Below are 22,533 nucleotides of genomic sequence, written 5' to 3'. Positions count from 1 at the left end.
AGGAGAGGCGCGCCGCGCTCGTGGCGCGCCTCTTTGCTATGCGAAGGGGTAAGGCCCGGGAAACGTCCCGAGCGGGACGAAGTGTGTCACCAGCCCCGTCCCCTCCTGCCAGTGATGCAGAAGCATCGCCGGTGGCTCGATGTGCGAGGCGGGCTTGGCATCGGGCCGAAGCCGTAGCGCGATGGCCGTCGTCGTGGACGGCGCCGTGCAGAGGATCGTTCCGCCGAATCGGAGCTGCATGGAACGATGGACATGGCCGCACACGATCCGCTCGACCTGCGGATGACGGGCGACCACAGAGGCGAGCCTGTGTCCCTCGCGACAGGAATAGGGATCCATGTAGGGAATACCCGTGGCGAAGGGCGGCTGGTGCATCATGACCATCGTGGGCCGTGTGGGCTCCGCTGCCAGAACCTCGTCCAACCAGGCCGCCGCCTGCTCGCTCACCAGGCCGTGGTGCTGACCCGATAGCGTGACGTCGAGGGCCACGATGCGCACGGCGCCGCGGTTGCCAACCGCGTAGTCGATCGGGCCTTCGGCCGGCAGCCACGGTTGTCCGGTGAAGACCCGTCGAAAGGCCTCGCGTTCGTCGTGATTGCCAGGGATCGCCAGCACCGGAACTTCGAGCGCCTCCAGCATGCGCGCCAGCATGGCATATTCAGCGTCCTGGCCATGGTCGACCAGATCGCCGCTCAGCAGCACGAGGTCTGGCCGCGGATCGAGTGCGTTGACATGCGCAATGGCCGCCGCGAACTGAGCGTTGGAATCGACCACGCCCTGATAAAGCGCGCCCTCGGGCCGGACATGCGGATCGGACAATTGGACGATCAGCATTCAGGCCGGCTTGCGGTCGAACCGCTCCAGACCTTCGCGCCCTTTCGGCGTAATCGCATATACACCACGCTCCACCCGTTCGAACCAGCCATAGACATCCTGTTGCAGGATCTGGGCCGCTTTCGGCGCGTCACCGGCCTTGCGCAGCGCCGCCACCTTCATCGGCCCGTTCGCAGCCAGGAGTTCGGCGCAGCGCAGGGCTTCCTGCCGGTACGCCGTCATCAAAGGCGCCCGCATCGCCTGACCGCCGAGATTGGGGTCACCGACCCGGCGCGCATGCTCGCCCAGCATGCGGCCGGCCTTGCGCTTGTTCTGGCGCGGGACATAGGGCACGGGATCGAGCACCACGTCGGCCTTGCCCTTGGCCACCACGATGAAGCCCAGCCCCAGGCGGCGGCAAAGTTTCTTCACGTTCTTCATCTGCTTCGGCCACTGGCCGACGGCGAGATAGACCAGATCGGTGAGCGCCAGCCGGTCGACGCCCTGCAGGACCAGGCCGAGCCCGAAGGTCCGCTTCAGTTCGACGACCACGGGCGGCTCCTCGCCGCGCACCGCCACCACGTCGCAGCCGCGCACCTCGCCCTTGACGACATAATCCTGTCCTTCGAGCAGCGCCTTCACCGGCGCATAGAGGTCGCTCTCCAACGTCATGGCGGCGCACGCTATCATGCTAAGAAGTGGGCAAATGAGGAAAAACACATGACCGAGTTGCTGGATCAGGGCGCCGCCGCCATCGCTGCCGCCGTGCGTACGGGGAAGACAAAGGCGCGCGACGTAGCCGAGATGGCCATCGCCCGCGTCGAGGCGCGGAACGGACAACTCACCGCCATCGTCGATTTCGATCCCGCCGAGGCCCGGGCCTCGGCAGACGCTATCGATACGATACGCAAGCAGGGATTCGATGGCGCGATCCTGGGCGTCCCCTACACAGTGAAAGACACGACCTGGGTGAAGGACCGCACCGTCACCAACGGCTCCCTGCTCTACAAGGACTTCAAGCCGCCGCGCGACGCCGTCGCCGTCGAGCGATTGAAGGCCGCCGGCGGCATCTTCCTCGGCATGACCAACACGCCGGAGATGGCCGCCAAGGGCCACACCGAGAACAAGGTCTACGGTCCGTCGCGGCATCCGCTGAATCCCTCATTGACGCCGGGCGGTTCCTCCGGCGGTGCGGCCGCAGCCCTTGCGGCGGGCTTCTCTCCGATCGCACTCGGCACCGATGGTGGCGGCTCGGGCCGTCGGCCGGCCTCGCATTGCGGCGTGGTCGGTCTCAAGACATCGGCCGGCGCCATCCCTGCGCCGTTCGGCTTCGGCGGCGCTTACGGTCCACTTTATGGCGTGACCGCGCCCATGGGCCGCTCCGTCGCCGACGCCAAGGTCGCGTTCGAGGTGATGGCCGGCCCCGACCGGCGCGACCCGCACTCGGTGGCGCTGCTCGACGTGCCGCCGCCCAGCAGCCCGCGCATCGCGGTGAGCCCGCGGCTCGGCCTCGGCGTTCCCGTCGATCCCGACGTCATGGCCGCCTTCGACGCGGCGGTCGCGAAGCTCCGCGCGGCCGGCTGGCGTATCGAGGAAGCCGATGTCACCTGGCCCGAAGAAACGAACGAGACGGCGTTCGCCGCCGTGAACAGCTCCGCCTCCGCCCTGCTCTATGGCGCTCGGCAGGCCGCCGACAAGACTCTGTTCGGGGACAATATCTCCGGCCTGATTGAGCGGGGCCGCTCGGTCCCCGGCACCGACGTCGTGGCCGCCTTCCGCTTTGCCGACGCGTGCGCGCGGTCGGTGGCGCAGTTCTTCACCGAGTACGACTATCTCCTCACGCCGACGACGGCCTGCGTCTCCTGGCCGGTCGAGCACGTCTATCCCAAGGTTATCGAGGGCAAGGAGGTCGGTCCGCGCGGTCACGCTGCCTTCACACCCCTGTTCAATCTCGCCCTCGTGCCTGCGATTTCCGTTCCGTGCGGCAGCGGCCGCGACGGGCTTCCGACCGGGCTGCAGATCGTCGCCCCCCGCCTGCATGACCGTCCGCTGCTGGCGATGGCGCAGCGGGCGGAGACGGCGCTCGCCGGCTAGGGCGCCGCGAGCATCGTCCTCTCAAAGTCATGCAACTGACCGAAATCCTGATCGTGGTTGGCGTCGCGTTCGTCTTCGCGATCGCCGTCCGCGTGACCCGCGCCCGACACGCCGCGCGCAATCGAGGCCCCCGTCACATCCACGAGGCGCTGATGAAACGCGCCGAGCTTCAGGCAGAGCGCAGTCCATTCCTGAAGAAGGTCGTGAGGGAGTTCAAGGCGAACGGACACGTCTCGAACCGCCAGGCCGAGGCCGTTGCGAAGGCTCTGAAACGGCTCGAGGACGGTTGATCTCGCCCGCGCGTGCGCTCACCAGGTGATATGCACGCTGTCCGTCGAGCGCTCGTGGGGACCGTGATACACGGCTTCGACATTGTTGCCGTCGGGATCGAAGGCGAAGGCCGCGTAGTAGCCGGGATGGTAGGCGCGCTCTCCCGGCTCCCCATTGTCGCGCCCGCCCGCCGCGAGCACCGCCGCATGGAAACGGTCGACAGCCGCACGGTCCTTGGCCTGGAAGGCAAGATGCACGTGCGCAATGGCCGGGCCGACATCGACCCAGAGCTCGTCGGCGAAGAAGTGATCCTTCCCCTCGAACAGCGGGATGCCAAGCGCGGTCATCGCGGCCTTGTAGAAGCGCTTGGAGGCCTTGAGGTCCTTGACCTTGAGGTGCAGGTGATCGATCAGGCGCCCGCGATGGGTCTCCATGGAAATCCCCTTCGAAACCACGACATGAGTTCGAGCAGAACGCCGTTATCCAATGGCCGTTGCCGCGCCGCCTGGACTAGTGTGGGGCGATGTCCCCGAAGATGAAGATAAGCGCCGCTTTGGCCCGGCGAATCGCGCTGGCCGCTCAGGGATTCGGCACGGGGCGACCCGCCGGTGCCATCAACCGCGGGCACGTGAAGCGCGCCATAGAGGGGCTGGGCCTGCTGCAGATCGATTCGGTCAACGTCCTGGCGCGCGCCCATTATCTGCCGCTGTTCTCGCGGCTCGGTAAATACGACAGCGCACATCTCGACGGGCTGGCCTGGGGCCGCAAGAGCCAGCGCGGTCTTTTCGAGTTCTGGGCGCACGAGGCGTCGTTGCTGCCGCTGGCGGCCCAGCCCTTGTTGCGCTGGCGGATGCAGCGGGCCGCGGCCGGCACCAGCAAAGGCACGTTGCAGCAATTCCGCCGCGAGAAGGCTACCTATATCGAGGAGGTCCGCCGCCAGGTCGAGGATCGAGGTGCCCTCGCCGCCTCGGAACTGGCCGATGGCGGTCCCAAGCGCGGACCGTGGTGGGGCTGGAATGACGGCAAGCTGGCGCTCGAATGGCTGTTCTTCGCCGGTATCGTCACCACCGCCACACGACGCGGTACGTTCGAGCGCGTCTACGACCTTTCCGAGCGCGTCCTGCCGGCCGAGATCCAGGCATTGCCCACGCCCTCGCCCGACGAGGCGCAGCGCGAGCTGCTGCGCCTCTCGGCCCGGGCGCTGGGCGTCGCGACCGAATTCGATCTGCGCGATTATTTCCGCCTGCCGGTTGCGGACACCAAAGCGCGGCTCGCCGAACTCGTCGAGGCGGGCGACGTGCTGCCCGTCGAGGTCGAGGGCTGGAACAAGCCCGCTTTCCTCGATCCGGCCGCACGTCAGCCGCGCCAGATCGAGGCGCGCGCGCTGCTCGCGCCCTTCGATCCGCTGATCTGGGAGCGCGACCGTACGGAGCGGATCTTTGACTTCTTCTATCGCATCGAGATCTACACGCCGGTCGCCAAGCGTAAGCACGGCTATTACGTCCTGCCGTTCCTGCTGGGCGACCGACTGGTCGGGCGGATCGACCTGAAATCCGACCGGGCGAACTCTAAGCTGCTGGTGCCAGCGGCCCATCTCGAACCCGGCATCGAGGCGCGCGACGTGGCCGCGCCGATGCGCGAGGAGCTTCGCCTGATGGCCGACTGGCTGGGCCTCGACGGCCTCGCCCTGCCCCACGATGGGGATTTGGGACGAGAGTGGCGTAGGATGGGCACGTGAGATGAGTTGGAAGGAAGAAACGAGCATGAACGATCTGGTTCTCAAGGGCGGCCGCGTCATCGACCCTTCACAAGGCATCGACCGGGTGACCGACATCGCCTTCACCGGCGGAAAGGTCGCGGCCATCGGCGACGGCCTGTCAGGCAAGGACACGCGCGACGTCTCGGGCAAGATCGTCTCCCCCGGCCTCATCGACCTGCACACTCACGTCTATTGGGGCGGCACGTCACTTGGCGTCGAGGCCGAGCTGCTCGCGCGATCGGGCGGCGTCACGACCTTCGTGGATGCCGGCAGCGCCGGACCCGGCAACTTCCCTGGCTTCCGCAAGCACGTGATCGAGACCTCGCCGGTGCGGATCCTGCCGTTCCTCAACGTCTCCTTCCCCGGTATCTTCGCCTTTTCGAAGTCGGTGATGGTGGGCGAGAGCGCCGACATGCGCCTGCTCGATCCGCGCGAGGCGGTGCGCGTAGCACGCGAGCACAAGGATCTGGTGCTAGGCGTGAAGGTTCGCGTCGGCAAGTCGGCGAGTGGCGATTCGGGCATCATGCCACTCGACATTGCGCTCGACGTCGCCGAAGAGACCGGCCTGCCGATGATGGCGCATCTAGATTCACCCCCGCCGTCCCGCCACGAGGTGGTCAGCCGCCTGCGCCCTGGCGACATACTCACCCACTGCTTCCGCCCCTTCCCCAATGCGCCGGTCCAGCCCGACGGCAAGGTGCGTGACGAAATTCTGGCCGCCCGCGAGCGCGGCGTGATCTTCGATATCGGCCATGGCGGCGGCTCGTTCGGCTTCGGCACGACGCGCAAGATGCTGGCCGCAGGCTTCCTGCCCGACGTGATCTCCTCCGACGTGCACGCGATCTCGATCGAGGGTCCGGCCTTCGATCTCCTCACGACCATGTCGAAGTTCCTGTGCCTCGGCCTCGACCTGTCCACCGTCATCAAGCTCGCGACCGTGAATGCCGCCGCCGCGATCAAGCGATCCGACCTCGGCACGCTCAAGGCCGGCAGCGTCGGCGAAGCAACCGTGATCGACCAGGCGAGCGGCACGTTCGACTATGCCGATTCGATCGGCGAGAAGCTGATCGGCAACAGGAGGCTCCTGTCGGCAGGCGTCGTGCTCGCCGGCCGCTGGTGGCATCCGCTGTAAGTCAGCGCAATGCCCGTTGACGATCCCGCCTCGCCCGCCTGCCAGGCCCGTGAAGCCGACGACGGCTACATGGGCTTCGCGACGCGCGAGGAGATCGTCCGGTTTCTGAAGGAACTCGATGCGGCGCCAGCAGCGGCGAAGATGGACATGCTGCGCATGATGCTGCCGAAAATTCGCGACGACGTGCTTCATACCGAACTTAAGGCTCGGCTGGCAGCGATTCAGCGCAACGAATCAAAGACTTAACTCAAATATGGCTTTTTTGATCGACCCCGCAACTTTATACGGGGAACGCCGTTGGTTTTGTATGGCTGGATAACTGGCGTTGCCTCTGCCCCCGCTCAGCAGCGCCTCTCTCCCCGTCCGGCCTCCAAGCCCGCTCCTGAGTAAGCTCGGGGGCGGGCTTTCTAGTTCTGGGCCTGGGTCAGGAAAGCCACCGCAAACAGCCGGGCCGGATCGGTCCAGATGTGGCCGATCGAGAAACCACCCAGCCTTGCCAAGTCGGCAATGTCGGCATCGGCATACTTGTATGAATACTCGGTGTGGACCCGCTCGCCTTCTGAGAAGGTGTAGCGCCGGCCCGCGACCGTGACCGTCTGGTAGCGCAGGCTGCGGAAGTATATCTCGATGCGGCCCGCCGGCTCATCGTAGAAGGCCTCGTGCGCAAAGGCGGAGAGATCGAAGTTGGCTTCGAGCTCTCGGTTCATGCGACGCAAGAGGTTCAGCGTGAACTGCGCCGTAATGCCCGCCGCATCATTGTAAGCGGCGTGAAGTCGCCGCGTGTCCTTCTTGAGATCGACACCCAGGACCAGAGCGCCGTCGGCTCGGAGGAGCCGGCGCACGCGACGCAGGAACTGCACCGCATCCTCCGGCGTCAGGTTGCCGATCGTGGAACCGGGAAAGAAGCCAATCCGGCGTGCACCGTTAATGGCCGGTGGCAGCGCGGCGAGTGCCATGTAATCCCCGGTCACCGGATCCACGCGCAGGCCTGGATAATCCTCGCGCAAGCGCTGCGCCGTCGCGTCGAGATGCCGACGCGAAATATCGATCGGCACATAGGCGTGGAGATCCTGCATCGCATCGAGCAGCAGTCGCGTCTTCACGCTCGATCCGCTGCCGAATTCCACGAGCGCACACCCCGCACCCGCAAGCACGGCTATCTCGCCCGCATGCCGGCGCAGGATCGCCGCCTCGGTTCTCGTCGGATAGTATTCGGGCTGCTCGCAGATCGCATCGAACAGTGCCGAACCCCGCGCATCGTAGAGATACTTGGCCGGGATCGCGCGCGGCGAGCCATCGAGACCGGCAAGAACGTCATGACGGAAGGCGTCGCGATCGGCCAACTCGCCCTCGTCGGTCGCCAGAAGCGGCACGTTCATCGAAGATCCTCCGAGAGACGAATTCCACCGAACATCCAACGTGCATCGGGCGGAAAGAAGTTGCGATAGGTCGGACGGACATGACCGGCGGGCGTCGCTGAACAGCCGCCGCGCAGCACCATCTGGTTCGCCATGAACTTGCCGTTGTATTCGCCGACGGCTCCGGCGGGTTCGCGGTAGCCCGGATAGGCCACGTAGGGGCTGGCCGTCCATTCCCAGACCTCACCGGTGCCCTGAACGGCGGCGGCGGCAATTTCACATTCCGCTTCGCGCGGCAGGCGCTTGCCCGACCATTTCGCGAAGGCCGCCGCTTCGTAGGCACTGACATGGCAGACCGGCCGTACGGGATCGAGCCGTTCGAGACCCGAGAGCGTGAAGACGTGCCAGGTTCCGTCCTTCCTTTCCCAGTAGAGCGGTGCATCCCAGCCGCGCTGGTTGACGCAATCCCAACCGGCAGACAGCCAGAACTCGGGCCGGCGGTAGCCGCCATCCTCGATGAACTCGAGATACTCGCCGCAATTGACCGGGCGCATCGCTATCGCAAACGCGTCGAGCCAGGACCGGTGGCGCGGTCCCTCATTATCGAAGGCAAAGCCCTGCCCGTCATGTCCGGTTTCGACCAGGCCACCTTCGAACTCACGCCATTCCAGCGGACAGTTCGCCAGTGGCCCGCCGCCCTGTCCGGCACGGTAGGCAGGCTTAAGCGGATTTAGGGAAAGGGCATGCTTGATGTCCATCAGGATCAGCTCCTGATGCTGCTGCTCGTGGTGCAGTCCAAGTTCGATGAGGTTCTGCGCGTCGTGATCGCCCCGGAGAAAATCGACCATGGCGGCCGTGACATGGTGCCGATACGCCAGCACCTCCTCGACGCCGGGCCGCGTGATCAACCCGCGCTGAGGCCGCGGATGGCGGGGACCTACCGCTTCGTAATAGGAATTGAACAGGTATTCGTACGCCGGATCGAAGGCGCGGTAGCCGGAAGCGTGAGGCTTCAACACAAATGTCTCGAAGAACCAGGTCGTATGGGCGAGATGCCATTTGGTCGGACTCGCATCGGGCATCGACTGAACCGTCTGGTCCTCGGCGGAAAGTGGCGCGGCGAGTTCTTCGGTACGCGCGCGGACAGTCCTGAAGGACTGAAGTCCGTGGGGCTGCACGGTAAGCGTCATCGATTTCGGCACGGGACCTCCGGCTCCCCAACGTGGTGCCGCGCGGGTCGGTTGCAAGGGCGCTGTCCCAGGATCACCCTGCAGCGTCCGCTCGTACCGATGAGGGAAGCAAGTGCCGATTTGCGAGATCGACCCGTGGCGTGTTCAATATTTCGAGACGGCGAACTGCCCCGCGCACGTGTTCATACCGACTGAAGATTCGGACGCCTGGCTCTGGAACCCCAATCATCGCTGGGTCTACGACAAATTGGCCGTCGCGACATGCCAGGGACTCGATGCGGCGCCGCACGGCATCGCCCCCACAAGCTATCCCGTTTTCTCCAAGCCCATCTACAACCTTAAAGGCATGGGCGTCGGCAGCCGCACATTGCATTCGGCGACCGACTACGAGGCGGCTTACCGGCCCGGCCACATGTGGATGCCGCTTCTTGAAGGTGAACATGTCAGCAGCGACGTCGCTCTCGTTGACGGCAGGCCGAACTGGTGGGGTCATGCAAACGGCATTGCTGGCAATGACGGCACCTTCGACTACTGGGAGGTTCGCTCCGGCGCCGCTCCCGCCATCGAAACCTCGGCCGGTGCGTGGTGCCGCCACCATCTCGCTGGCTACACCGGTATGGCAAACCTCGAGACGATCGGCGGACGCATCATCGAGGTACATCTGAGGTTCGCCGACCAGTGGCCCGATCTCTATGGCGACGGCTGGGTCGACTCACTGGTTCGATTGTATGAGTGTGGGGAGTGGACATTTGCCGGTCATGCTCGCCGCACCGGCTACAGCGTTGTCCTCTTCATGCCGCACGGGAAGCGCTACAGGCATCCGCCGCGCGATCTGGTGGAACAGGTCTGCGCAATGGACGGTATCTCGAGTGTTCAAGTCACATTCCATGAGACGGTCTCGCCCGAACGTCACGCCATGCCACCCGGAGGCTTCCGGGTGGCCATCGTCAACTGCTGGGATCTCGCCGCGGCAAAGCGGGCACGCGCCCTGCTCCGCGAACATTTCGCTGCCTAGAGATTGCGTCGGACAAAGCCTGCGAACAGGCTGACAACGAACAGGACGAGTGCGATCACGAACAGGATCTGCGCCATCCCTGTCGCCGTAGAAGCGATGCCGCCAAAGCCGAAGATGCCGGCTAGCAGGGCGATCACCAGAAACATCAAAGCCCAGTACAACATTTCCTCGTCCTTCCGAGCATTGGCAGGGGTTGTGCAGGCAACGTCGGAGCGAGAGAGACGGTTCCGTAGGGCAACCCTTCGCGTCGAGGCGGCGTTGGGTCTTCACACCCTCAATGCTGGAGAAGAAATGCAGCCCGAAGTCACCCCAACGGAAGCTCGCAGCGGCGTCGTCACCGGTCGCGTCCTTATTGTGTTGATCATCTCGTTCATCGGTGCAGTCGGCGGTATGGGACTGGCGTGGTACCTGCTCAGCTAGTAAATCTTCTCCATGAAGACTCTGGTCGTCAGTTATGCCGTCGCCTTAACCGTACTCGCCATAGTTGATGCTCTCTGGCTCGGTGTCGTCGCCCGAGAATTCTACAAATCGCGCTTGGGCGATATGCTTCAGGACAGACCTGTCTGGAGCGCGGCCATCCTGTTCTATCTCGTGCACGCGGTCGGCATCGCGGTATTCGCGGTCCCTCCATCCCTGGCGGCAGGGACTTGGTGGAGCGCCGTGCTCTACGGGGGGCTTTTTGGCTTCTGCGTTTACGCAGCCTATGATCTGACCAATCTGGCGACCCTGCGGGGGTGGCCCCTGGCCGTCAGCGTGGTTGACCTTACGTGGGGTGCGGTGGCGACAGCGGCCGCCACAGTCGCAGCGTACGTGATCGTAAAGCCCTGATCAGGTCGCGCTATCGTCGAACTCCGGGTGTCGGCGCACATAGGCGACGACGAAACTGCAGGCCGGCACGATCTTGAAGCCCTGCTGCCGCGTGTCTTCTAGCGCTGCCTTGACGATTCGGGCTCCGATGCCCTTGCCCACGTCCTCGGGCGGCACCTCGGTATGGGTGAAGACTCGACTCTTGCCCTGCTCTCGATAGGCGGCAATCGCCAAGCCGTGATCGACGAGGAGCTCATACCTTTGTTGCGCGGCATTGTGCGTAACGCTCATCAATCACCCTCCTCTCGCCTGCGCGGTGCCTCACAAAGCACCGCGCTTATCGGAAACGCCACGCCGCAGAGCCGGTTGCCCTAGCGGTCGACCTCCCAGAACATCGGGTAGGAAGACTGGATAAGGCCCTTTAGGTCGCTCCGGTAACCTGCGGGAATTGTGAACTGTCCCCACATCAGGGCGGGCACGAGCTCATAGGCGATCACCTGGATTTCTGCCGCGATCCTCTTGCGCTCCTCCAGTGTGTTGGCGCGGGTGAACGCCTTCAGCAGGTCGGGGATGCGATTGTCGCAGGACCAGCCGGGGAAGTCGTTGCAGGTCGCCGCCACGTAGAAGTGCGTAAGGGGCGAGTACATGTCCGTTCCGTTCGAATAGACCGGAAACATCGACCAGCCATCCTTCTTGGCGCGGCGCGCCAGGACGGTCGGCCAGTCACGTGGCTGCTGCTCCACATTGAAGCCGACGTCCTTCATGTTCTGCACGAGCACGCGCGACGCGGTCTGGCTGATCGAGCCGGCAACTTCCAGAACGATCACCGGTTCGCCCTTGTAGCCCGAGGCTTTGAGCTCGGCGCGCGCCGCCGCCAGGTCGAACTTGGCCACGCCGCCGCCGGCGTCGGTCGAGAACGGAGCCCCGCACATCCAGAAGGAGGAACAGTCCTTGGTCTGATACTTGTCGGGCACCCCGATCGCCGTGAGCGTCGCATTCTGGTCGACCAGCTTCCACATCACCTTGCGGACCGCCGGATTGTCGAACGGCGGGAAGGCATGGTTCAGCCGGAAGTTGCCCTGGAACTGGTGGATGCCGCCCAGACCCAGCAGCTTGATCGACTTTTCCTTCTCCAGCACCGGCAGCATGTCGAACGGTAGATACTGCATGTAGTCGATTTCGCCGGCGATGAGGGCGTTGGCCCCGGTCGACTGGTCCGGCATGACCCGCAGGGTGAGCTGGTCGATCTTCACGTTCTTCCCGCCCGTCAGGAAGTCCGGCGCCTCCTTTCGAGGCACATAGGCGGCGTTGCGCTCCAGGATCATGGCGTTGCCCGGCCGCCACTGATCCTTGACGAAACGGAACGGGCCAGAGCCGATCGGCTCAGGAATGCGCTGGTCCGCAGGCGTTGCAGCAAGGCGCGCGGGCATCATCACCGGCAGCGGCGCATTGGGCTTGCCCAGGACCTCGAGCAGCAGTGGGAACGGCTGCTTCAGCACCAGTTTGATGGTCTTCGGATTGGCGGCTTCGAGCGTCTCGGTGTCCGCCATCAGCATCTTTCCCAGAGGGTCGCGGACCGACCAGCGCTTGAGCGACGCGACGCAATCCTCGGCCGTCACCGGCGTGCCGTCATGCCACTTGAGCCCGTCGCGCAGGACGAACGACCAAGTGAGCTTGTCCGGGCTACTGTCGTAGCCTTCTACCATCTGGGGCTTGATCTCGCCCTTGTCGTTCATGGCAAACAGCGTGTCGAAAACGTGCAGGCCGAACGTCCGCGTGATCGCTGCCGTGGTCGCATGCGGATCTAGAATGGTGACTTCGGATTCGAGTACGACCGTCAATCCCTTGGCAGCGCGGGCCTCGCGCGGCCTGATCAGGGAGGCGCCAGCCAGGGCCACACCACCCGCCATCGCCGTCCGACGCCCCAGAACACTTCTACGCATGTAAATTTCCCTTCTTCCCCAGAGGTTCACCGTAGCGACCTTTCGGCCAAAACGAAACGGGCCGGCCCTCCCTTATCAGGAACGGCTGGCCCGCAAGCCGCTTCTCGGAAAGCTGCTTAGGCCGGCGACAGGAGCCGGCAGGTCACGCGGTCTACGAAGGTCGAAACTGGAGGGCCGTAGACGGGCACGCCCCAACGTTCGCCAGGGCCCGCAGGCGAAAGGACCACTCGAGTGTCCTGAACCGGACGACCGCCATTCGTGAACACGCAACCAACCACCGGATCAACGACGTTGGCCGAGTTGTTGGTGATATAGAGAACGGACAACCAGTTTTGCTGCGGAACAGCCTGCAGCCATGGGCTATCGATCACCACGCTTGGGACCGACGGGCCGGCCGTGATAGGCACGGTGCCCATCAGGTTGCCCCGCGGACGCTGGACGACCGTTTGCGTGCCAACCGTCTGACTATTCGGATCGAATGCCTTGTCGGCCGAGGTGCTCGGAACCGCCGCCTGCTGTTGAGGCGTCTGGTTATCCTTGCTCACATTCTCCGGCGTCCACACCTTACCGGTCTTTTCATCCTTGAACTGCGTGATGCCGTTGGCCGACACGCCCGCTCCAACAGCGCCAGGAGGTTGCGCCCCAGGCGCCTGGGCGAAGCCCGGACTTGCAGCAGCGACGGCGAGCGTGGCGGCGACTGCGCTGAAGATCGAGTATTTCATGGCGATCTCCTACATGCTCTTCAGGCGGGTCTTCTCCCAGGCGCCGACCTGCGCCTCTGCGGCTTCGCGGGAGATGCCGTAACGCGTCTGGATCTTGCCCACGAGCTGATCGCGGCGGCCCTCGATGGCGAGGAGATCGTCATCGGTGAGCTTGCCCCACTCCTCTTTCACGGCGCCCTTGGTCTGGCTCCAGCTGCCCTTGAACTTCTCCCACATTGTCTGGGCGTCGTTCTGAGTCGTGGTCTGTGCGCTCGTCTGCGCGCTCACGACAAGCGGCACCGATACAGCGGAAAAGACGACGCACGCCGCCAAGCTGGCGATTGAACGCATTGGAACACCTCCTAGATTGGGTCCTCTTAACGGATCGACCAACCCCGAGGTTGCTTGTGACGGCGCTCAGAGCTTCTTCAGACCCAAATAGACTTCAGGAAGAAGGCGATCGGGATCACGATGATCATTGCGACGTACAGGTCCAACAGTTCGCCCGCTAACGGACTGTGGTCGGAATGATCCGGCGCCACGACAATGTTCGACGTTTCGGGAGCTTGCTTCGACTTCATGATCCCCTCCACGATTTGCCCCATCCTGAACAGATGAACGCCGTAAAATCTACGAGGGTTGCAGGCTAGGCGCGCGAATCGTGAGGAATCTCTACAGGGCTATCGGATGCTGTGATCTAGGGCCTGCTGCAGGTCGATCGATGAATAGGGCTTGGAAATGAACTGCATGCCTTCTGCTTGCAGGCCCGGTCTTCCATAGCCACTGGCTATCACGACGGGCAGCGCCGGAAACTGTTTCCGCACCTTCACTGCCAACTCCTCGCCGCTCATTCCTGGCAATCCGACGTCGGTCACGAGGAGGTCGTACTCGTCCCCTCGCGTAAGCGCTTCCAAGGCAGCCTCGCCGCTGCCGACCGCGGAAACTGAGCATCCCAGCCGCTCCAGCATGTCGGTCGTCGACATCCGGAGCAGGACCTCATCCTCGACGAGCAGGATGCGCCTCGCCTTGGTCTGTGACGGTGCCTCAGATCGGTCGGAAGACGCGACCGCCAGTGCCGGCACGAGGACGGGTCGCCGGGTGGCCAGCACACTGCGCAACTTGGCCGAAAGTGCCTCGCTGCTGTAGGGCTTGGCGATCATGGGATAGCCCGACCGGGTGTGATCCGGAATCAGGCCACGGGCGAAGCCCGAGGTCAGCAGCACGGCGATCCCAGGCTGAAGTCGTTGCGCCAGCTGCGCCAGTTCGACGGCCGTGATCGAACCGGGCATCACGATGTCCGTAAACAGAAGATCGAAGGCGGAATCCTTCTCCAGCATGGCCGCTGCCACGTCGGGATCCTCCGCGGCTTCCACGCGATAACCCCACCCCTTCAGCATTTCGACGACCGCTCGTCGCACATCTTCGCTGTCTTCCACGACGAGTATGCGCTCGCTGCCGCTGACCGCGCTGCCCGGATGGGACGGCTCCTCAACCACCGGATCCTCGGTGCGTGGCAGATAGAGCTTGATGCTGGTCCCCTGCCCTATGGCGCTGTCGATCCGGATGTGGCCGTTCGACTGGCGCACGAAGCCGTAAACCATGCTGAGACCGAGCCCCGTGCCCTTGCCGTCGCCCTTCGTCGTAAAGAATGGGTCAAATGCCTGGGCGGCAATCTCCGGCGGCATACCGGTGCCGGTGTCGCTCACGTCGACCAGAACATAGGGACCCGGCGTCACGTCGGGATGAAGCGCCGCATAGCGACGGTCGAGCGTCGCGTTGGACACCCCGACCCGTACCGTGCCGCCCTCCGGCATCGCATCGCGCGCATTGATCGCAAGGTTCAGAATCGCGTTCTCGAGCTGGCCCGCGTCGATCCTGGCGTTCCAGGGATCGTCCGCCATCTTGATTTCGATCGCGATTCGCTCGCCCAACGAATGACGCATCAGGTCGGCAAGATCCCCTACCAGCCGCGCGATGTTGGTGGGCTGCGGTGTCAGCGGCTGACGGCGGGCGAAGGCCAGCAGCTGCTGCGTCAGGCGAGCGCCGCGATCGGCCGCCGCCGTCGCGCTCTGGACACGCGTAAGCATCGCGGTGTTGTCTCCGGCCTCGCCTTTCAGGAGGTCGAGGTTGGCCCGGATCACCTGCAGGATATTGTTGAAGTCATGGGCCATGCCGCCCGTGAGCTGCCCCGTGGCCTCCATCTTCTGCCCCTGTCGCAGGGCTGCTTCGTTGTGGAGCTTCTCGGTTATATCGACGCAGCGCACGACCGCGCCACCGCCGGACATGTCGCCGCGATAAATCTCGTAGTCCCGCCCTTCATGCGACACGCGCAGGACCGCCGGCCCCGTGGAGGGCATCTTGGCGAGATCGAGCGGCAGGAGAAGCGCCCGGGTCGCGGGAGACCGGTCCGACAGGAGCTGGTCCAGCGATGGCGGCGCCTGCTTCCCCGGCTCCCAGTGCGCCAGTTTGGTGAATGCCTCGTTCCACGCCACGACAGTGCGCTCCCCGTCGATCACGAATATCGGGTCGCGCAGACTTTCGAGAGTCGCCTGGAGGAGCCGGGAGCGCCCAGCCAGCGCGTGCTGGCTTCGCTCGAGACGGCCGGCACCCTGCACAACGATGTAGATCCCCGCGATCAGACAAAGGAAGGCCCCGCCCATGACGAGGAGACCGGCCACTTCAGCCTGCTCCTGCTCCGACCTCAATGCCGTCAGACGCCGCGCCAGCAGGAGCCTCTGCCCCTCCACGAGGGCGTCGCCCAGCAGCCGCAACTGCCCGAGCATCGCCCGCCCCGCCCCCGTTCGATCGAGCGACAAGGCCGCCTCCCGGCCCTGCGTCTGGTAGGCGCCGACAGTGGAATTGAGCTGGTCGAACTTCTGCGCCGTGATGCTGCGGAACTCCTGGAACTGGCGCGTCGTGTCGGGGTCGCTTGCGACCGCGGCTTCGAGCTGGCGCATGCTCGATTCGATCCTGAGGCGCGCGCGCTCGTAAGGCTCGAGACTGGTGACGTCGCCGGTGAGCAGATAGCCGCGAAGTCCGATCTCGGCATCCTGCACAGCGATCACCATCTCGCGCATCAGGGCCATCGTCTCGTAGTTGGCCACCACCAGACGCTGCTGGCGCGCCGCCGATTTCGATTGGGAGAAGGCCAGCATGAGGCCGGCTGCAATCAACACGGCGAGCGTGATGCCAGCGATGACGCCTGTCGACCGCGCCGAGCGCAGCACTCTAGGCATTTGCCGGCTCGTCTGCGGCGGGTGTCGGGAAGACGACGACGACCCGGTTGCCGCCATCGGGCTTCCTCTCGATCGTGACTTCGCCGCCGAGCTGCATGGCCAGACCGCGGATCAGAGTGAGACCGAAACCGCCCCTGCCATCGGGCGCTGGCTGAACGGCCGCGCGGGCCGCGCCGTTGTCCTCGATGACGAGTTCGACCTCCTCGCCTCGCTCGCTCGTCTCGATACGGATCTCCGGCGAGGGCGTCCGGCTGAAATCATGTGTAAGTGCAATACTGACGGCCTCTGTGACGATGAGGCCGATCGGAATGGCTGTGTCCGGGCCGACCGCCATGATCGGCGCGCGGATGTGATAGCGCGGCGCCTGTTTTCCGGACGGCGAGCGGCCCACCGAGATCTGCCGCACGAGATCGCTGATGAACTGCTGGAAATCCACCAGAGACCAGCTCGACCGTTCGTAGAGATGGCGATGCAGAATCGAGAGCGTCAGAACTCTGTTCTGGGCATCGCCGAAGAAACGGCGAATGCGCGGCGACCTGATCTCGCCGGCCTGTAGATTGAGCAGGCTGGAGATCATCTGCAGGTTGTTCTTCACCCTATGATGGATCTCGCGAAGCATATGATCGCGTTGCTCCAAGTTGGCACGCAGCGCCGCCTCACGGCTGGCGATGGCCTCGGCCATGGCCGTGACACCTGCGCCGACCGAGGCCATTTCCGGGCTCCAAGGCTGCGGCGGCGCCAGCGTGATGCTTTCGCCGCGCGCGACCTTGTCGGCGAAATCCTGAATATAGCGCAGGGGCCGGACACACCATCGATCAGCCCCGAACCAGATCACCAGCAGGACGACAGCCGACGCCAACGCCACGAAGAACACGCCCGCCCAGGCACCGGCAAAGGCCAAGGGACTTTCAATAATGGGGGATGAAACGACGGCAAACAACGCGTTTGCACCGACCGGCCGGATCCAGAAGTGATAGTAGGCGCCGTCCTGCCCGAAATCGGCGATCCTGAGCTGGTTGCTCGCCAGGGCTTCGGCAAGTCGCGCCGGTACCGGCAGCCGTCGCATGGCCGTTGCATCGCCACCGAGGGCCGCGCCGGAACGGTCGATCACCGCAACCGCGGAACTGTCGGTGCCTTCCGCTTGGGCCGCCGCCTGCGCGAGCGCCTTCAGCGTGATCCCGACGGCGCACATGCCGCGGAAAGCCCCGTCACGTCCGATGGGAATGGCTATAGGAATGATTGCGCTGGTGGATACGCGACTGGCGATGGCGTCGCCCACGACGAGGCCATGAGAACCCCGCGACGTCTTCTGGAAGACGTCGCGGTCCGAGAAATTCATGCCGATCGCTCTGCGGGCAGAGGCGCAGCGAGCAATCCCCTGCTCGTCGGTCACCAGAGCCGTCGAATACTGGCCCGGGTATGTCTCCAGCAGCTTCGAGAGATAGGTTTCGCACCGCCCAACGGTATCGGCCCAAGGGGCGGCACTCGCGCTCTGTTCAACCGATTCGTCGGCGCAGGCAGCAGTCAACATCCGCCGGGAGGCGTCGAAGAGGCCCGCATATCGCGCCACGGCCAGGTCGGAAACCGACGCGAGCGCAGCATCTCGCTGCGCAGCGACGGATTCTTCCTGGAGATCCGCCTGCCAGATCGCCAGCCCGAGCACGGGCAGCAAGGCCAGCGCCACGAGCGTAACGAGCTTGGTGCGAAGCGACCATCGCGCCACGTTCCGTCCCGGCGTCAGATCGATACGGTATCGAGCGCCTGCGCGATCGCCGCACGGAGAAGATCGGGATCGAAAGGCTTGGAGATGACGAACGCCGGCTCGACCTGCTTGCCCGTCAGCAGTCGCTCGGGAAATCCGGTGACGAAGATGACCGGAACCGACATCGACTTCATGATCTGATTGACGGCAGAGATGCCGCTGTCGGAACCGCGAAGCTGGATGTCGGCGAGCACGAGATGCGGCGAGTGCTTCTTAGCCAACTCGATGGCGGCCTTCTCTGTCGCCGCGATGCCCACGACCTCATGGCCGGCATTGCGCACGATATCGGCCACGTCGAGCGCGATGACCGCCTCGTCTTCAATCACGAGGATGCGTACGGAAGCGACGCGCTGAAGCTCTCGCCGTGCTTCCTCGAGACTGCGCTCGGCCGCATCAATGCTAATGCCCAAAATGTGAGCCGCGTCGCCGACGGTGAAGCCTTCGAGCACGGTCAGAAGCAGGACCTGACGCTGCATGGGCGCCATATCCGTGAGCGACTCCTTCAGTCGGCCACGGACACTTTCTCCACCGATGGCCGCTGCTTCCATGTCGCCGAAAGGCTGACGCAGCCGATGGAAGAGCGCGAATACGCCGAGCTTGGTATCTTCGGCATCCGCGATCAGCTCAGGCTGCTGCACCGCGACCTCTGCACACAGCCGCACCCACTCGTCGCCCTGCTGCTGGGAACCGGTGACGGCACGAGCGTACCGGCGCAGAAACGGCAGGGTCCTGCTGATCGCCTCGGACACCTTTTTCGAAGCTACCTCTTCAGCCACGTCCTTCTCCCTCATCTCTCGAAATCCGTCTCTCGCCGCTCGCCGAAGCCGTCATCTACAGTACGCTGTGTGAGGCCGCAGACAACTCCCGAAACTTCGCAGGCCTAGGACGCTGCCCCGCGTCAGCCCCGACATGCGAGATGGCCGGGCAACGCATGCGCATCGCCCAGCCGAACCCTTGCCCTTGTCTGGCGTCAGTGCAGCCAGCCCAGCACCCACATCAGCAACAGCACGGGAATCGGTACTCCTACAAGCCAAAGAATTGCCGCGCGTCCCATCAGATCCTCGTCATGGAATGAGTGACTGCATAAACGCATGTCGGTACTTTTGGTTCCCGCCGCGCGATGCTGCAACCAGATGTGGTTCCAGATGTGGTTAACCTCAGATTTGCCCTTTCGTGAGGGCCAAGCCGTCCCCAGATAGACAATCCATGAAAGAAGAGATTGTCGCGCTCCTTCCGGATCTGCGTGCGTTCGCGCGCTTCATGTGTCGCGAACGGGAAGCGGCCGATGATCTGGTTCAGAACACGGTCCTGGCCGCGCTCGATAAGCACACTCAGTTCGCGCCCGGCACCAATCTCAAGGGCTGGCTTTTCACGATCATGCGCAATCGCTTCTACTCCGACCTCAGGACGCAGCGGCGGCGACCGTTGACTATCGACAACGAGGCCGCGGCCCCCTTGCCCGCGGTCGACAACCCTGAAGCAACCCTCGCTCTGAAGGAGCTCTCCTCAGAATTGTGGAAGCTCAATCCGCAATCGCGTGAAGCGTTGGTCCTGGTCGGTGCCGGAGGCTTTTCCTATGAAGAAGCGGCAAGTCTGTGCGGATGCTCGGTGGGTACCCTGAAAGCCCGCGTTTCCAGAGCCCGCAAGTATCTTTCCGACAAGTTGCAATGAAATTTTGCGAAAAATAACGCATTAACTCAACGACTTACAAGATTCTCCCCCGGCTCGTGTAACCAACTCGCGGCTGCGGCATTGGTAAGGCAGAGGACGCAACCTAGGAGATCGCTAATGACCACGCAGCCCCTGCAGGATAACGGTACTCGCGACTTTCACGAACAGCTCAAGACCATCCTGCCTCGCCTGCGCATCTACGCCCTCTCCCTCACTCGGGATCGCGACGCCGCGGACGATCTGGTCCACGACACGGTGATCAAGGCTTTGACGGGTCGCAACAGCTTTCAGCCAGGCACCAACCTCGCCGCTTGGCTTTTCCGGATTCAGCGCAACGAGTTCATCTCCGGCCTCCGCCGTCGTCGCCCGACCGTGCCGGTCGATACCGCCATAGCGGAATCGCTTTCCCATCCGCCCCATCAGGACAGCGGGTTGGTGATGCGTGAGTTCATGTCGGCGTTCGGCAAGCTGGCCGCCGCGCAGCGTGAAGCCCTTCTGCTCGCCGTTCTCGAGGGCCTGCCTTACGAAACGATCGCCGAACATACCGGCGTCTCGGTCGGAACGGTAAAGAGCCGCATCTCGCGGGCCCGTGACACGCTCGAGCGTCTCCTGATGGAAGGCGATGCCCGCCGTCCCGCCGGGAACAGCCGCGTGTCCAACAACACCGATGACGCCCGGCACGCGCTCGAAGCCCGCTGAAGCCCCCTTTAAAGTCCACTGTCAGGGTGCGACAAGGTCATGAGTAGTCCCACGGGGAGAAGTGAATGGGTCGGACGGGATCCCGCGGAGTGGAGTTCCGCCTCCGGGGAGCGTGTGATGGCCAATAACAATGACAAGCCGGAGGATGGACGCGCCGCAGCCGCGGCGCGCGCCAAGCCTCGCGGCAATGATCGGCCATTCGATCTGTGGCTGCACAAGCAGCTTCACGCGATGTATGACGAAATCGCGAGCGAGCCTTTGCCGGACGATCTGTTGAATCTGATCGAGAAGGACGCTGCCGAACAAGAAAAGGGCGGCTCCGACGAGCCGCCCAAAGAATAGCGGCCATCCATCGGATCGCCTGCGCTTGCGGACCGTCCAGAAGCAGGACTGTCCCCTAGTGAAAAAAGATAAAAAAGCCTGTCCGTGAGAAAGAAATGGCGGCGGCCTTGCGACCGCCGCCACCCTGTCCGCAACAAGTCGGTCAGCCCGGCCGGCCCGTTGCGAATTCGCTATCTTTTCCCTGTCTCCACGTCCGTCGCGCCTGATCCTTGATAAACGGGCCCCCCTGTTTGGGGTTCCGCCGCTTCGCTATAGAGGACGGCATGAAACGGGAGGGTATGGCGATGGACCTGTTCGATCTTTCTGGCCGTGTGGTGATCGTCACGGGCGGCAACGGTGGCATCGGTCTGGGCATGGCCCTCGGCATGGCGCGCGCCGGCGCCACCGTCGTCGTCGGCGGTCGGGATCCAGTGAAGAACGAGGCCGCTGTTCGCGAGCTTCGGTCAACCGGAACGAAAGCCAGCGCCACGGTCGTAGACGTTCTGAAGGAGGATTCCTGCCGCGCGCTCATCGCCGATACTGTGAAGGCCCATGGCCGGCTCGATATCCTCGTGAACAATGCCGGCATCAACATCAGAAAGCAGCCTCAGGAATACACCCTTGCCGAATGGCACCAGGTCCTGGACAGCAACCTGACGAGCGCCTTCCTCTGCAGCCACGCGGCCTACCCCGAGATGGTGAAGACTGGCGCCGGCAAGATGATCAACATCGGTTCGATGATGTCGATCTTCGGCGCCTCCTTCACCACGGCCTATGCCGCCAGCAAGGGCGGAATCGTGCAGATGACGAAGGCGATGGCGACCGCATGGGCGAAGGACAACATCCAGGTGAATGCGATCCTGCCAGGCTGGATCGATACCGCCCTCACTCAACGCGCGCGCAGCGACGTGCCGACGCTGCATGACTCGGTGCTGAAGCGCACACCGGCCGGACGCTGGGGCACCCCGGACGACTTTGCGGGCATCGCAGTCTTTCTGGCGTCGTCCGCGTCGGACTACGTCACCGGTGCGGCCATCACGGTCGACGGCGGCTACTCGGTCCAGGGCTAGAAGAGATCAGGGCGAAACGACCCGGCAGGCCGCTCGATCGACGTACAGGGTGGGTTTCGGCCCGTAGATGGTCAGTCCGCCGCGCACGCCAGCGCCGATGCCGGGCAGGAGCACCCGCGTCTCCTCGACGAGCTTGCCGGCGTTCGTAAAGCGACAGTCGATCATCGGGGCCAAGGTGGCCGCGCTGTCGATCTCCCGTTCGTGATGGGCGATCTCAGCCGATGGCGAGATTCGTTGCAACCCAGAGACCGCCAATGGCGATGGCCGGGCCATAAGGCAGCCTTCCCCGCAAACGCCCACGCAACGTCGCCCCTCCCCGACCCGGAACGGCCCCAATCGGCGCACCCGCGAGAGCAGCCACGCCCAGCAAACCGCCTACGGCCGCCGTTACCAGCAGCAGATCGGCGACCTGCACCGGTCCGGCAAACAAACCGATCGCGGCCAGCAGCTTCACATCACCGCCGCCGAGCATTCCGGCCGCAAAGGCCGCTGCGCCCACGAGGAACAGCAATCCTGCGCAAGCGATCGAAAGGCCAAGAGCCACGAAGGAAAATGTGCCTTCGACAAGGCCCAGGGCCGCCCATACGCCGAAGAGGGTTGCAATGGCGATCGACAACCAATTGCCAATATGGAGGGTTCGAAAATCCTGCCAGGCCGCCGCAATGAGCAGCCCCGTCAGGATGATCAGGCAG

Annotated in this window: 28 protein-coding genes; 12 read left to right on the top strand and 16 right to left on the bottom strand. The window is 64.2% G+C overall.

Annotation, left to right across the window (positions count from 1 at the left end):
* Positions 1–36: 36 nt before the first annotated feature.
* Positions 37–834: a phosphodiesterase gene (locus tag ACQY78_RS00140; RefSeq protein ID WP_428681587.1), complete on the bottom strand. Its 798-nt coding sequence runs from the start codon at positions 832–834 to the stop codon at positions 37–39.
* A complete protein-coding gene (locus ACQY78_RS00135) occupies positions 835–1,485 on the bottom strand; it encodes a DUF2161 domain-containing phosphodiesterase (protein WP_428681585.1) in 651 nt (216 codons plus the stop codon).
* 48 nt (positions 1,486–1,533) lie between these two features.
* On the opposite strand from ACQY78_RS00135, the gene ACQY78_RS00130 reads away from it, so the two are divergent.
* Together ACQY78_RS00130 and ACQY78_RS00125 are read left to right on the top strand one after the other, a co-directional pair.
* Positions 1,534–2,907: an amidase gene (locus ACQY78_RS00130; protein ID WP_428681583.1), complete on the top strand. Its 1,374-nt coding sequence runs from the start codon at positions 1,534–1,536 to the stop codon at positions 2,905–2,907.
* A gap of 29 nt (positions 2,908–2,936) precedes the next feature.
* Positions 2,937–3,197 (top strand): hypothetical protein, encoded by a 261-nt coding sequence (locus ACQY78_RS00125; RefSeq protein WP_428681581.1) that lies wholly within the window; start codon positions 2,937–2,939, stop codon positions 3,195–3,197.
* An 18-nt stretch (positions 3,198–3,215) separates the two neighbouring features.
* On the opposite strand, the gene ACQY78_RS00120 is transcribed toward ACQY78_RS00125, so the two are convergent.
* A complete protein-coding gene (locus ACQY78_RS00120; protein ID WP_428681579.1) occupies positions 3,216–3,611 on the bottom strand; it encodes a VOC family protein in 396 nt (131 codons plus the stop codon).
* 89 nt (positions 3,612–3,700) lie between these two features.
* On the opposite strand from ACQY78_RS00120, the gene ACQY78_RS00115 reads away from it, so the two are divergent.
* From ACQY78_RS00115 to ACQY78_RS00105, 3 genes are read left to right on the top strand one after another with little or no spacing between them, the layout of a single operon-like run.
* Positions 3,701–4,915: a winged helix-turn-helix domain-containing protein gene (locus ACQY78_RS00115; protein WP_428681577.1), complete on the top strand. Its 1,215-nt coding sequence runs from the start codon at positions 3,701–3,703 to the stop codon at positions 4,913–4,915.
* Between the two features lie 25 nt (positions 4,916–4,940).
* A complete protein-coding gene (locus tag ACQY78_RS00110) occupies positions 4,941–6,068 on the top strand; it encodes an amidohydrolase/deacetylase family metallohydrolase (protein ID WP_428681575.1) in 1,128 nt (375 codons plus the stop codon).
* Positions 6,069–6,077: 9 nt separating this feature from the next.
* The gene (locus ACQY78_RS00105; RefSeq protein ID WP_428681573.1) at positions 6,078–6,314 is read left to right on the top strand and encodes a hypothetical protein; all 237 of its coding nucleotides are present in this window, start codon (positions 6,078–6,080) and stop codon (positions 6,312–6,314) included.
* Between the two features lie 161 nt (positions 6,315–6,475).
* Here ACQY78_RS00105 and egtD read toward each other — a convergent pair whose 3' ends face one another.
* Entirely contained in the window at positions 6,476–7,447 is a 972-nt protein-coding gene (gene egtD, locus ACQY78_RS00100; RefSeq protein WP_428681571.1) for an L-histidine N(alpha)-methyltransferase, read from the bottom strand.
* Positions 7,444–8,616 carry an ergothioneine biosynthesis protein EgtB gene (gene egtB / locus ACQY78_RS00095; RefSeq protein ID WP_428686533.1) on the bottom strand — a complete coding sequence of 391 codons (1,173 nt, stop codon included), beginning with the start codon at positions 8,614–8,616 and terminating at the stop codon, positions 7,444–7,446. The genes egtD and egtB overlap by 4 nt, the downstream gene beginning before the upstream one ends.
* Before the next feature lie 112 nt (positions 8,617–8,728).
* Between egtB and ACQY78_RS00090 the strand changes: the two genes are divergently transcribed.
* Positions 8,729–9,631 carry a hypothetical protein gene (locus ACQY78_RS00090; RefSeq protein WP_428681569.1) on the top strand — a complete coding sequence of 301 codons (903 nt, stop codon included), beginning with the start codon at positions 8,729–8,731 and terminating at the stop codon, positions 9,629–9,631.
* On the opposite strand, the gene ACQY78_RS00085 is transcribed toward ACQY78_RS00090, so the two are convergent.
* Positions 9,628–9,795 carry a DUF1328 domain-containing protein gene (locus tag ACQY78_RS00085; RefSeq protein ID WP_425066214.1) on the bottom strand — a complete coding sequence of 56 codons (168 nt, stop codon included), beginning with the start codon at positions 9,793–9,795 and terminating at the stop codon, positions 9,628–9,630. The two genes, ACQY78_RS00090 and ACQY78_RS00085, sit on opposite strands and share 4 nt — an antisense overlap.
* A 127-nt stretch (positions 9,796–9,922) precedes the next feature.
* Here ACQY78_RS00085 and ACQY78_RS00080 point away from each other — a divergent pair, with 127 nt between their 5' ends.
* Positions 9,923–10,051, top strand: coding sequence for a hypothetical protein (locus ACQY78_RS00080; protein ID WP_428681567.1), 129 nt, complete (start codon positions 9,923–9,925; stop codon positions 10,049–10,051).
* A gap of 12 nt (positions 10,052–10,063) precedes the next feature.
* Positions 10,064–10,459, top strand: coding sequence for a DUF2177 family protein (locus ACQY78_RS00075; RefSeq protein ID WP_428681565.1), 396 nt, complete (start codon positions 10,064–10,066; stop codon positions 10,457–10,459).
* Here ACQY78_RS00075 and ACQY78_RS00070 read toward each other — a convergent pair whose 3' ends face one another.
* The 8 genes from ACQY78_RS00070 to ACQY78_RS00035 form a co-directional block, all read right to left on the bottom strand.
* The gene (locus tag ACQY78_RS00070) at positions 10,460–10,729 is read right to left on the bottom strand and encodes a GNAT family N-acetyltransferase (RefSeq protein WP_428681563.1); all 270 of its coding nucleotides are present in this window, start codon (positions 10,727–10,729) and stop codon (positions 10,460–10,462) included. It abuts the gene before it with no gap.
* An 80-nt stretch (positions 10,730–10,809) separates the two neighbouring features.
* Positions 10,810–12,381, bottom strand: coding sequence for an ABC transporter substrate-binding protein (locus tag ACQY78_RS00065; RefSeq protein WP_428681561.1), 1,572 nt, complete (start codon positions 12,379–12,381; stop codon positions 10,810–10,812).
* 116 nt (positions 12,382–12,497) lie between these two features.
* Entirely contained in the window at positions 12,498–13,103 is a 606-nt protein-coding gene (locus ACQY78_RS00060; protein ID WP_428681559.1) for a hypothetical protein, read from the bottom strand.
* 9 nt (positions 13,104–13,112) lie between these two features.
* Positions 13,113–13,433, bottom strand: coding sequence for a CsbD family protein (locus tag ACQY78_RS00055; RefSeq protein ID WP_428681557.1), 321 nt, complete (start codon positions 13,431–13,433; stop codon positions 13,113–13,115).
* A gap of 77 nt (positions 13,434–13,510) precedes the next feature.
* Positions 13,511–13,663, bottom strand: coding sequence for a hypothetical protein (locus ACQY78_RS00050; protein WP_428681555.1), 153 nt, complete (start codon positions 13,661–13,663; stop codon positions 13,511–13,513).
* 99 nt (positions 13,664–13,762) lie between these two features.
* Complete coding sequence (locus ACQY78_RS00045; protein ID WP_428681553.1) at positions 13,763–16,375, bottom strand: response regulator; 2,613 nt, start codon at positions 16,373–16,375, stop codon at positions 13,763–13,765.
* Positions 16,311–18,041: a sensor histidine kinase gene (locus ACQY78_RS00040; RefSeq protein WP_428681551.1), complete on the bottom strand. Its 1,731-nt coding sequence runs from the start codon at positions 18,039–18,041 to the stop codon at positions 16,311–16,313. The genes ACQY78_RS00045 and ACQY78_RS00040 overlap by 65 nt, the downstream gene beginning before the upstream one ends.
* 14 nt (positions 18,042–18,055) lie before the next feature.
* Complete coding sequence (locus tag ACQY78_RS00035) at positions 18,056–18,856, bottom strand: response regulator (protein ID WP_428681549.1); 801 nt, start codon at positions 18,854–18,856, stop codon at positions 18,056–18,058.
* Positions 18,857–19,286: 430 nt separating this feature from the next.
* On the opposite strand from ACQY78_RS00035, the gene ACQY78_RS00030 reads away from it, so the two are divergent.
* The 4 genes from ACQY78_RS00030 to ACQY78_RS00015 all read left to right on the top strand — a co-directional run bounded on the left by ACQY78_RS00030 (position 19,287) and on the right by ACQY78_RS00015 (position 21,841).
* Complete coding sequence (locus tag ACQY78_RS00030) at positions 19,287–19,751, top strand: sigma-70 family RNA polymerase sigma factor (protein WP_428681547.1); 465 nt, start codon at positions 19,287–19,289, stop codon at positions 19,749–19,751.
* 117 nt (positions 19,752–19,868) lie between these two features.
* Positions 19,869–20,450: a sigma-70 family RNA polymerase sigma factor gene (locus ACQY78_RS00025; RefSeq protein WP_428681545.1), complete on the top strand. Its 582-nt coding sequence runs from the start codon at positions 19,869–19,871 to the stop codon at positions 20,448–20,450.
* Positions 20,451–20,567: 117 nt separating this feature from the next.
* Positions 20,568–20,792 (top strand): NepR family anti-sigma factor, encoded by a 225-nt coding sequence (locus tag ACQY78_RS00020; RefSeq protein WP_428681543.1) that lies wholly within the window; start codon positions 20,568–20,570, stop codon positions 20,790–20,792.
* 278 nt (positions 20,793–21,070) lie between these two features.
* Positions 21,071–21,841 (top strand): glucose 1-dehydrogenase, encoded by a 771-nt coding sequence (locus ACQY78_RS00015; protein WP_428686531.1) that lies wholly within the window; start codon positions 21,071–21,073, stop codon positions 21,839–21,841.
* Positions 21,842–21,847: 6 nt separating this feature from the next.
* On the opposite strand, the gene ACQY78_RS00010 is transcribed toward ACQY78_RS00015, so the two are convergent.
* Both ACQY78_RS00010 and ACQY78_RS00005 read right to left on the bottom strand, forming a co-directional pair.
* A complete protein-coding gene (locus ACQY78_RS00010) occupies positions 21,848–22,006 on the bottom strand; it encodes a hypothetical protein (protein ID WP_428681541.1) in 159 nt (52 codons plus the stop codon).
* Positions 22,007–22,055: 49 nt separating this feature from the next.
* On the bottom strand, positions 22,056–22,520 hold the full coding sequence (locus tag ACQY78_RS00005) for an A24 family peptidase (RefSeq protein WP_428686529.1): 465 nt from the start codon (positions 22,518–22,520) through the stop codon (positions 22,056–22,058).
* Positions 22,521–22,533 lie beyond the last annotated feature (13 nt).

Source organism: Reyranella sp. (genome assembly GCF_965279625.1).
GTDB lineage: Bacteria > Pseudomonadota > Alphaproteobacteria > Reyranellales > Reyranellaceae > Reyranella.
This window is presented reverse-complemented; position numbering and strand designations above follow the sequence as displayed.

Excerpts from the sequence above, each read along its gene's own strand:
- ACQY78_RS00020 (WP_428681543.1), top strand. The coding sequence starts at position 20,568 with ATGGCCAATAACAATGACAAGCCGGAGGATGGACGCGCCGCAGCCGCG.
- ACQY78_RS00015 (WP_428686531.1), top strand. The coding sequence starts at position 21,071 with ATGGCGATGGACCTGTTCGATCTTTCTGGCCGTGTGGTGATCGTCACG.
- ACQY78_RS00010 (WP_428681541.1), bottom strand. The coding sequence starts at position 22,006 with ATGATCGACTGTCGCTTTACGAACGCCGGCAAGCTCGTCGAGGAGACG.
- egtB (WP_428686533.1), bottom strand. The coding sequence starts at position 8,616 with ATGACGCTTACCGTGCAGCCCCACGGACTTCAGTCCTTCAGGACTGTC.
- ACQY78_RS00080 (WP_428681567.1), top strand. The coding sequence starts at position 9,923 with ATGCAGCCCGAAGTCACCCCAACGGAAGCTCGCAGCGGCGTCGTCACC.
- ACQY78_RS00140 (WP_428681587.1), bottom strand. The coding sequence starts at position 834 with ATGCTGATCGTCCAATTGTCCGATCCGCATGTCCGGCCCGAGGGCGCG.
- ACQY78_RS00065 (WP_428681561.1), bottom strand. The coding sequence starts at position 12,381 with ATGCGTAGAAGTGTTCTGGGGCGTCGGACGGCGATGGCGGGTGGTGTG.
- ACQY78_RS00120 (WP_428681579.1), bottom strand. The coding sequence starts at position 3,611 with ATGGAGACCCATCGCGGGCGCCTGATCGATCACCTGCACCTCAAGGTC.
- ACQY78_RS00135 (WP_428681585.1), bottom strand. The coding sequence starts at position 1,485 with ATGACGTTGGAGAGCGACCTCTATGCGCCGGTGAAGGCGCTGCTCGAA.
- ACQY78_RS00075 (WP_428681565.1), top strand. The coding sequence starts at position 10,064 with ATGAAGACTCTGGTCGTCAGTTATGCCGTCGCCTTAACCGTACTCGCC.
- ACQY78_RS00055 (WP_428681557.1), bottom strand. The coding sequence starts at position 13,433 with ATGCGTTCAATCGCCAGCTTGGCGGCGTGCGTCGTCTTTTCCGCTGTA.
- ACQY78_RS00045 (WP_428681553.1), bottom strand. The coding sequence starts at position 16,375 with ATGGCGGCAACCGGGTCGTCGTCGTCTTCCCGACACCCGCCGCAGACG.
- ACQY78_RS00125 (WP_428681581.1), top strand. The coding sequence starts at position 2,937 with ATGCAACTGACCGAAATCCTGATCGTGGTTGGCGTCGCGTTCGTCTTC.
- egtD (WP_428681571.1), bottom strand. The coding sequence starts at position 7,447 with ATGAACGTGCCGCTTCTGGCGACCGACGAGGGCGAGTTGGCCGATCGC.
- ACQY78_RS00060 (WP_428681559.1), bottom strand. The coding sequence starts at position 13,103 with ATGAAATACTCGATCTTCAGCGCAGTCGCCGCCACGCTCGCCGTCGCT.
- ACQY78_RS00030 (WP_428681547.1), top strand. The coding sequence starts at position 19,287 with ATGAAAGAAGAGATTGTCGCGCTCCTTCCGGATCTGCGTGCGTTCGCG.
- ACQY78_RS00110 (WP_428681575.1), top strand. The coding sequence starts at position 4,941 with ATGAACGATCTGGTTCTCAAGGGCGGCCGCGTCATCGACCCTTCACAA.
- ACQY78_RS00130 (WP_428681583.1), top strand. The coding sequence starts at position 1,534 with ATGACCGAGTTGCTGGATCAGGGCGCCGCCGCCATCGCTGCCGCCGTG.
- ACQY78_RS00025 (WP_428681545.1), top strand. The coding sequence starts at position 19,869 with ATGACCACGCAGCCCCTGCAGGATAACGGTACTCGCGACTTTCACGAA.
- ACQY78_RS00070 (WP_428681563.1), bottom strand. The coding sequence starts at position 10,729 with ATGAGCGTTACGCACAATGCCGCGCAACAAAGGTATGAGCTCCTCGTC.
- ACQY78_RS00050 (WP_428681555.1), bottom strand. The coding sequence starts at position 13,663 with ATGAAGTCGAAGCAAGCTCCCGAAACGTCGAACATTGTCGTGGCGCCG.
- ACQY78_RS00085 (WP_425066214.1), bottom strand. The coding sequence starts at position 9,795 with ATGTTGTACTGGGCTTTGATGTTTCTGGTGATCGCCCTGCTAGCCGGC.
- ACQY78_RS00105 (WP_428681573.1), top strand. The coding sequence starts at position 6,078 with ATGCCCGTTGACGATCCCGCCTCGCCCGCCTGCCAGGCCCGTGAAGCC.
- ACQY78_RS00115 (WP_428681577.1), top strand. The coding sequence starts at position 3,701 with ATGTCCCCGAAGATGAAGATAAGCGCCGCTTTGGCCCGGCGAATCGCG.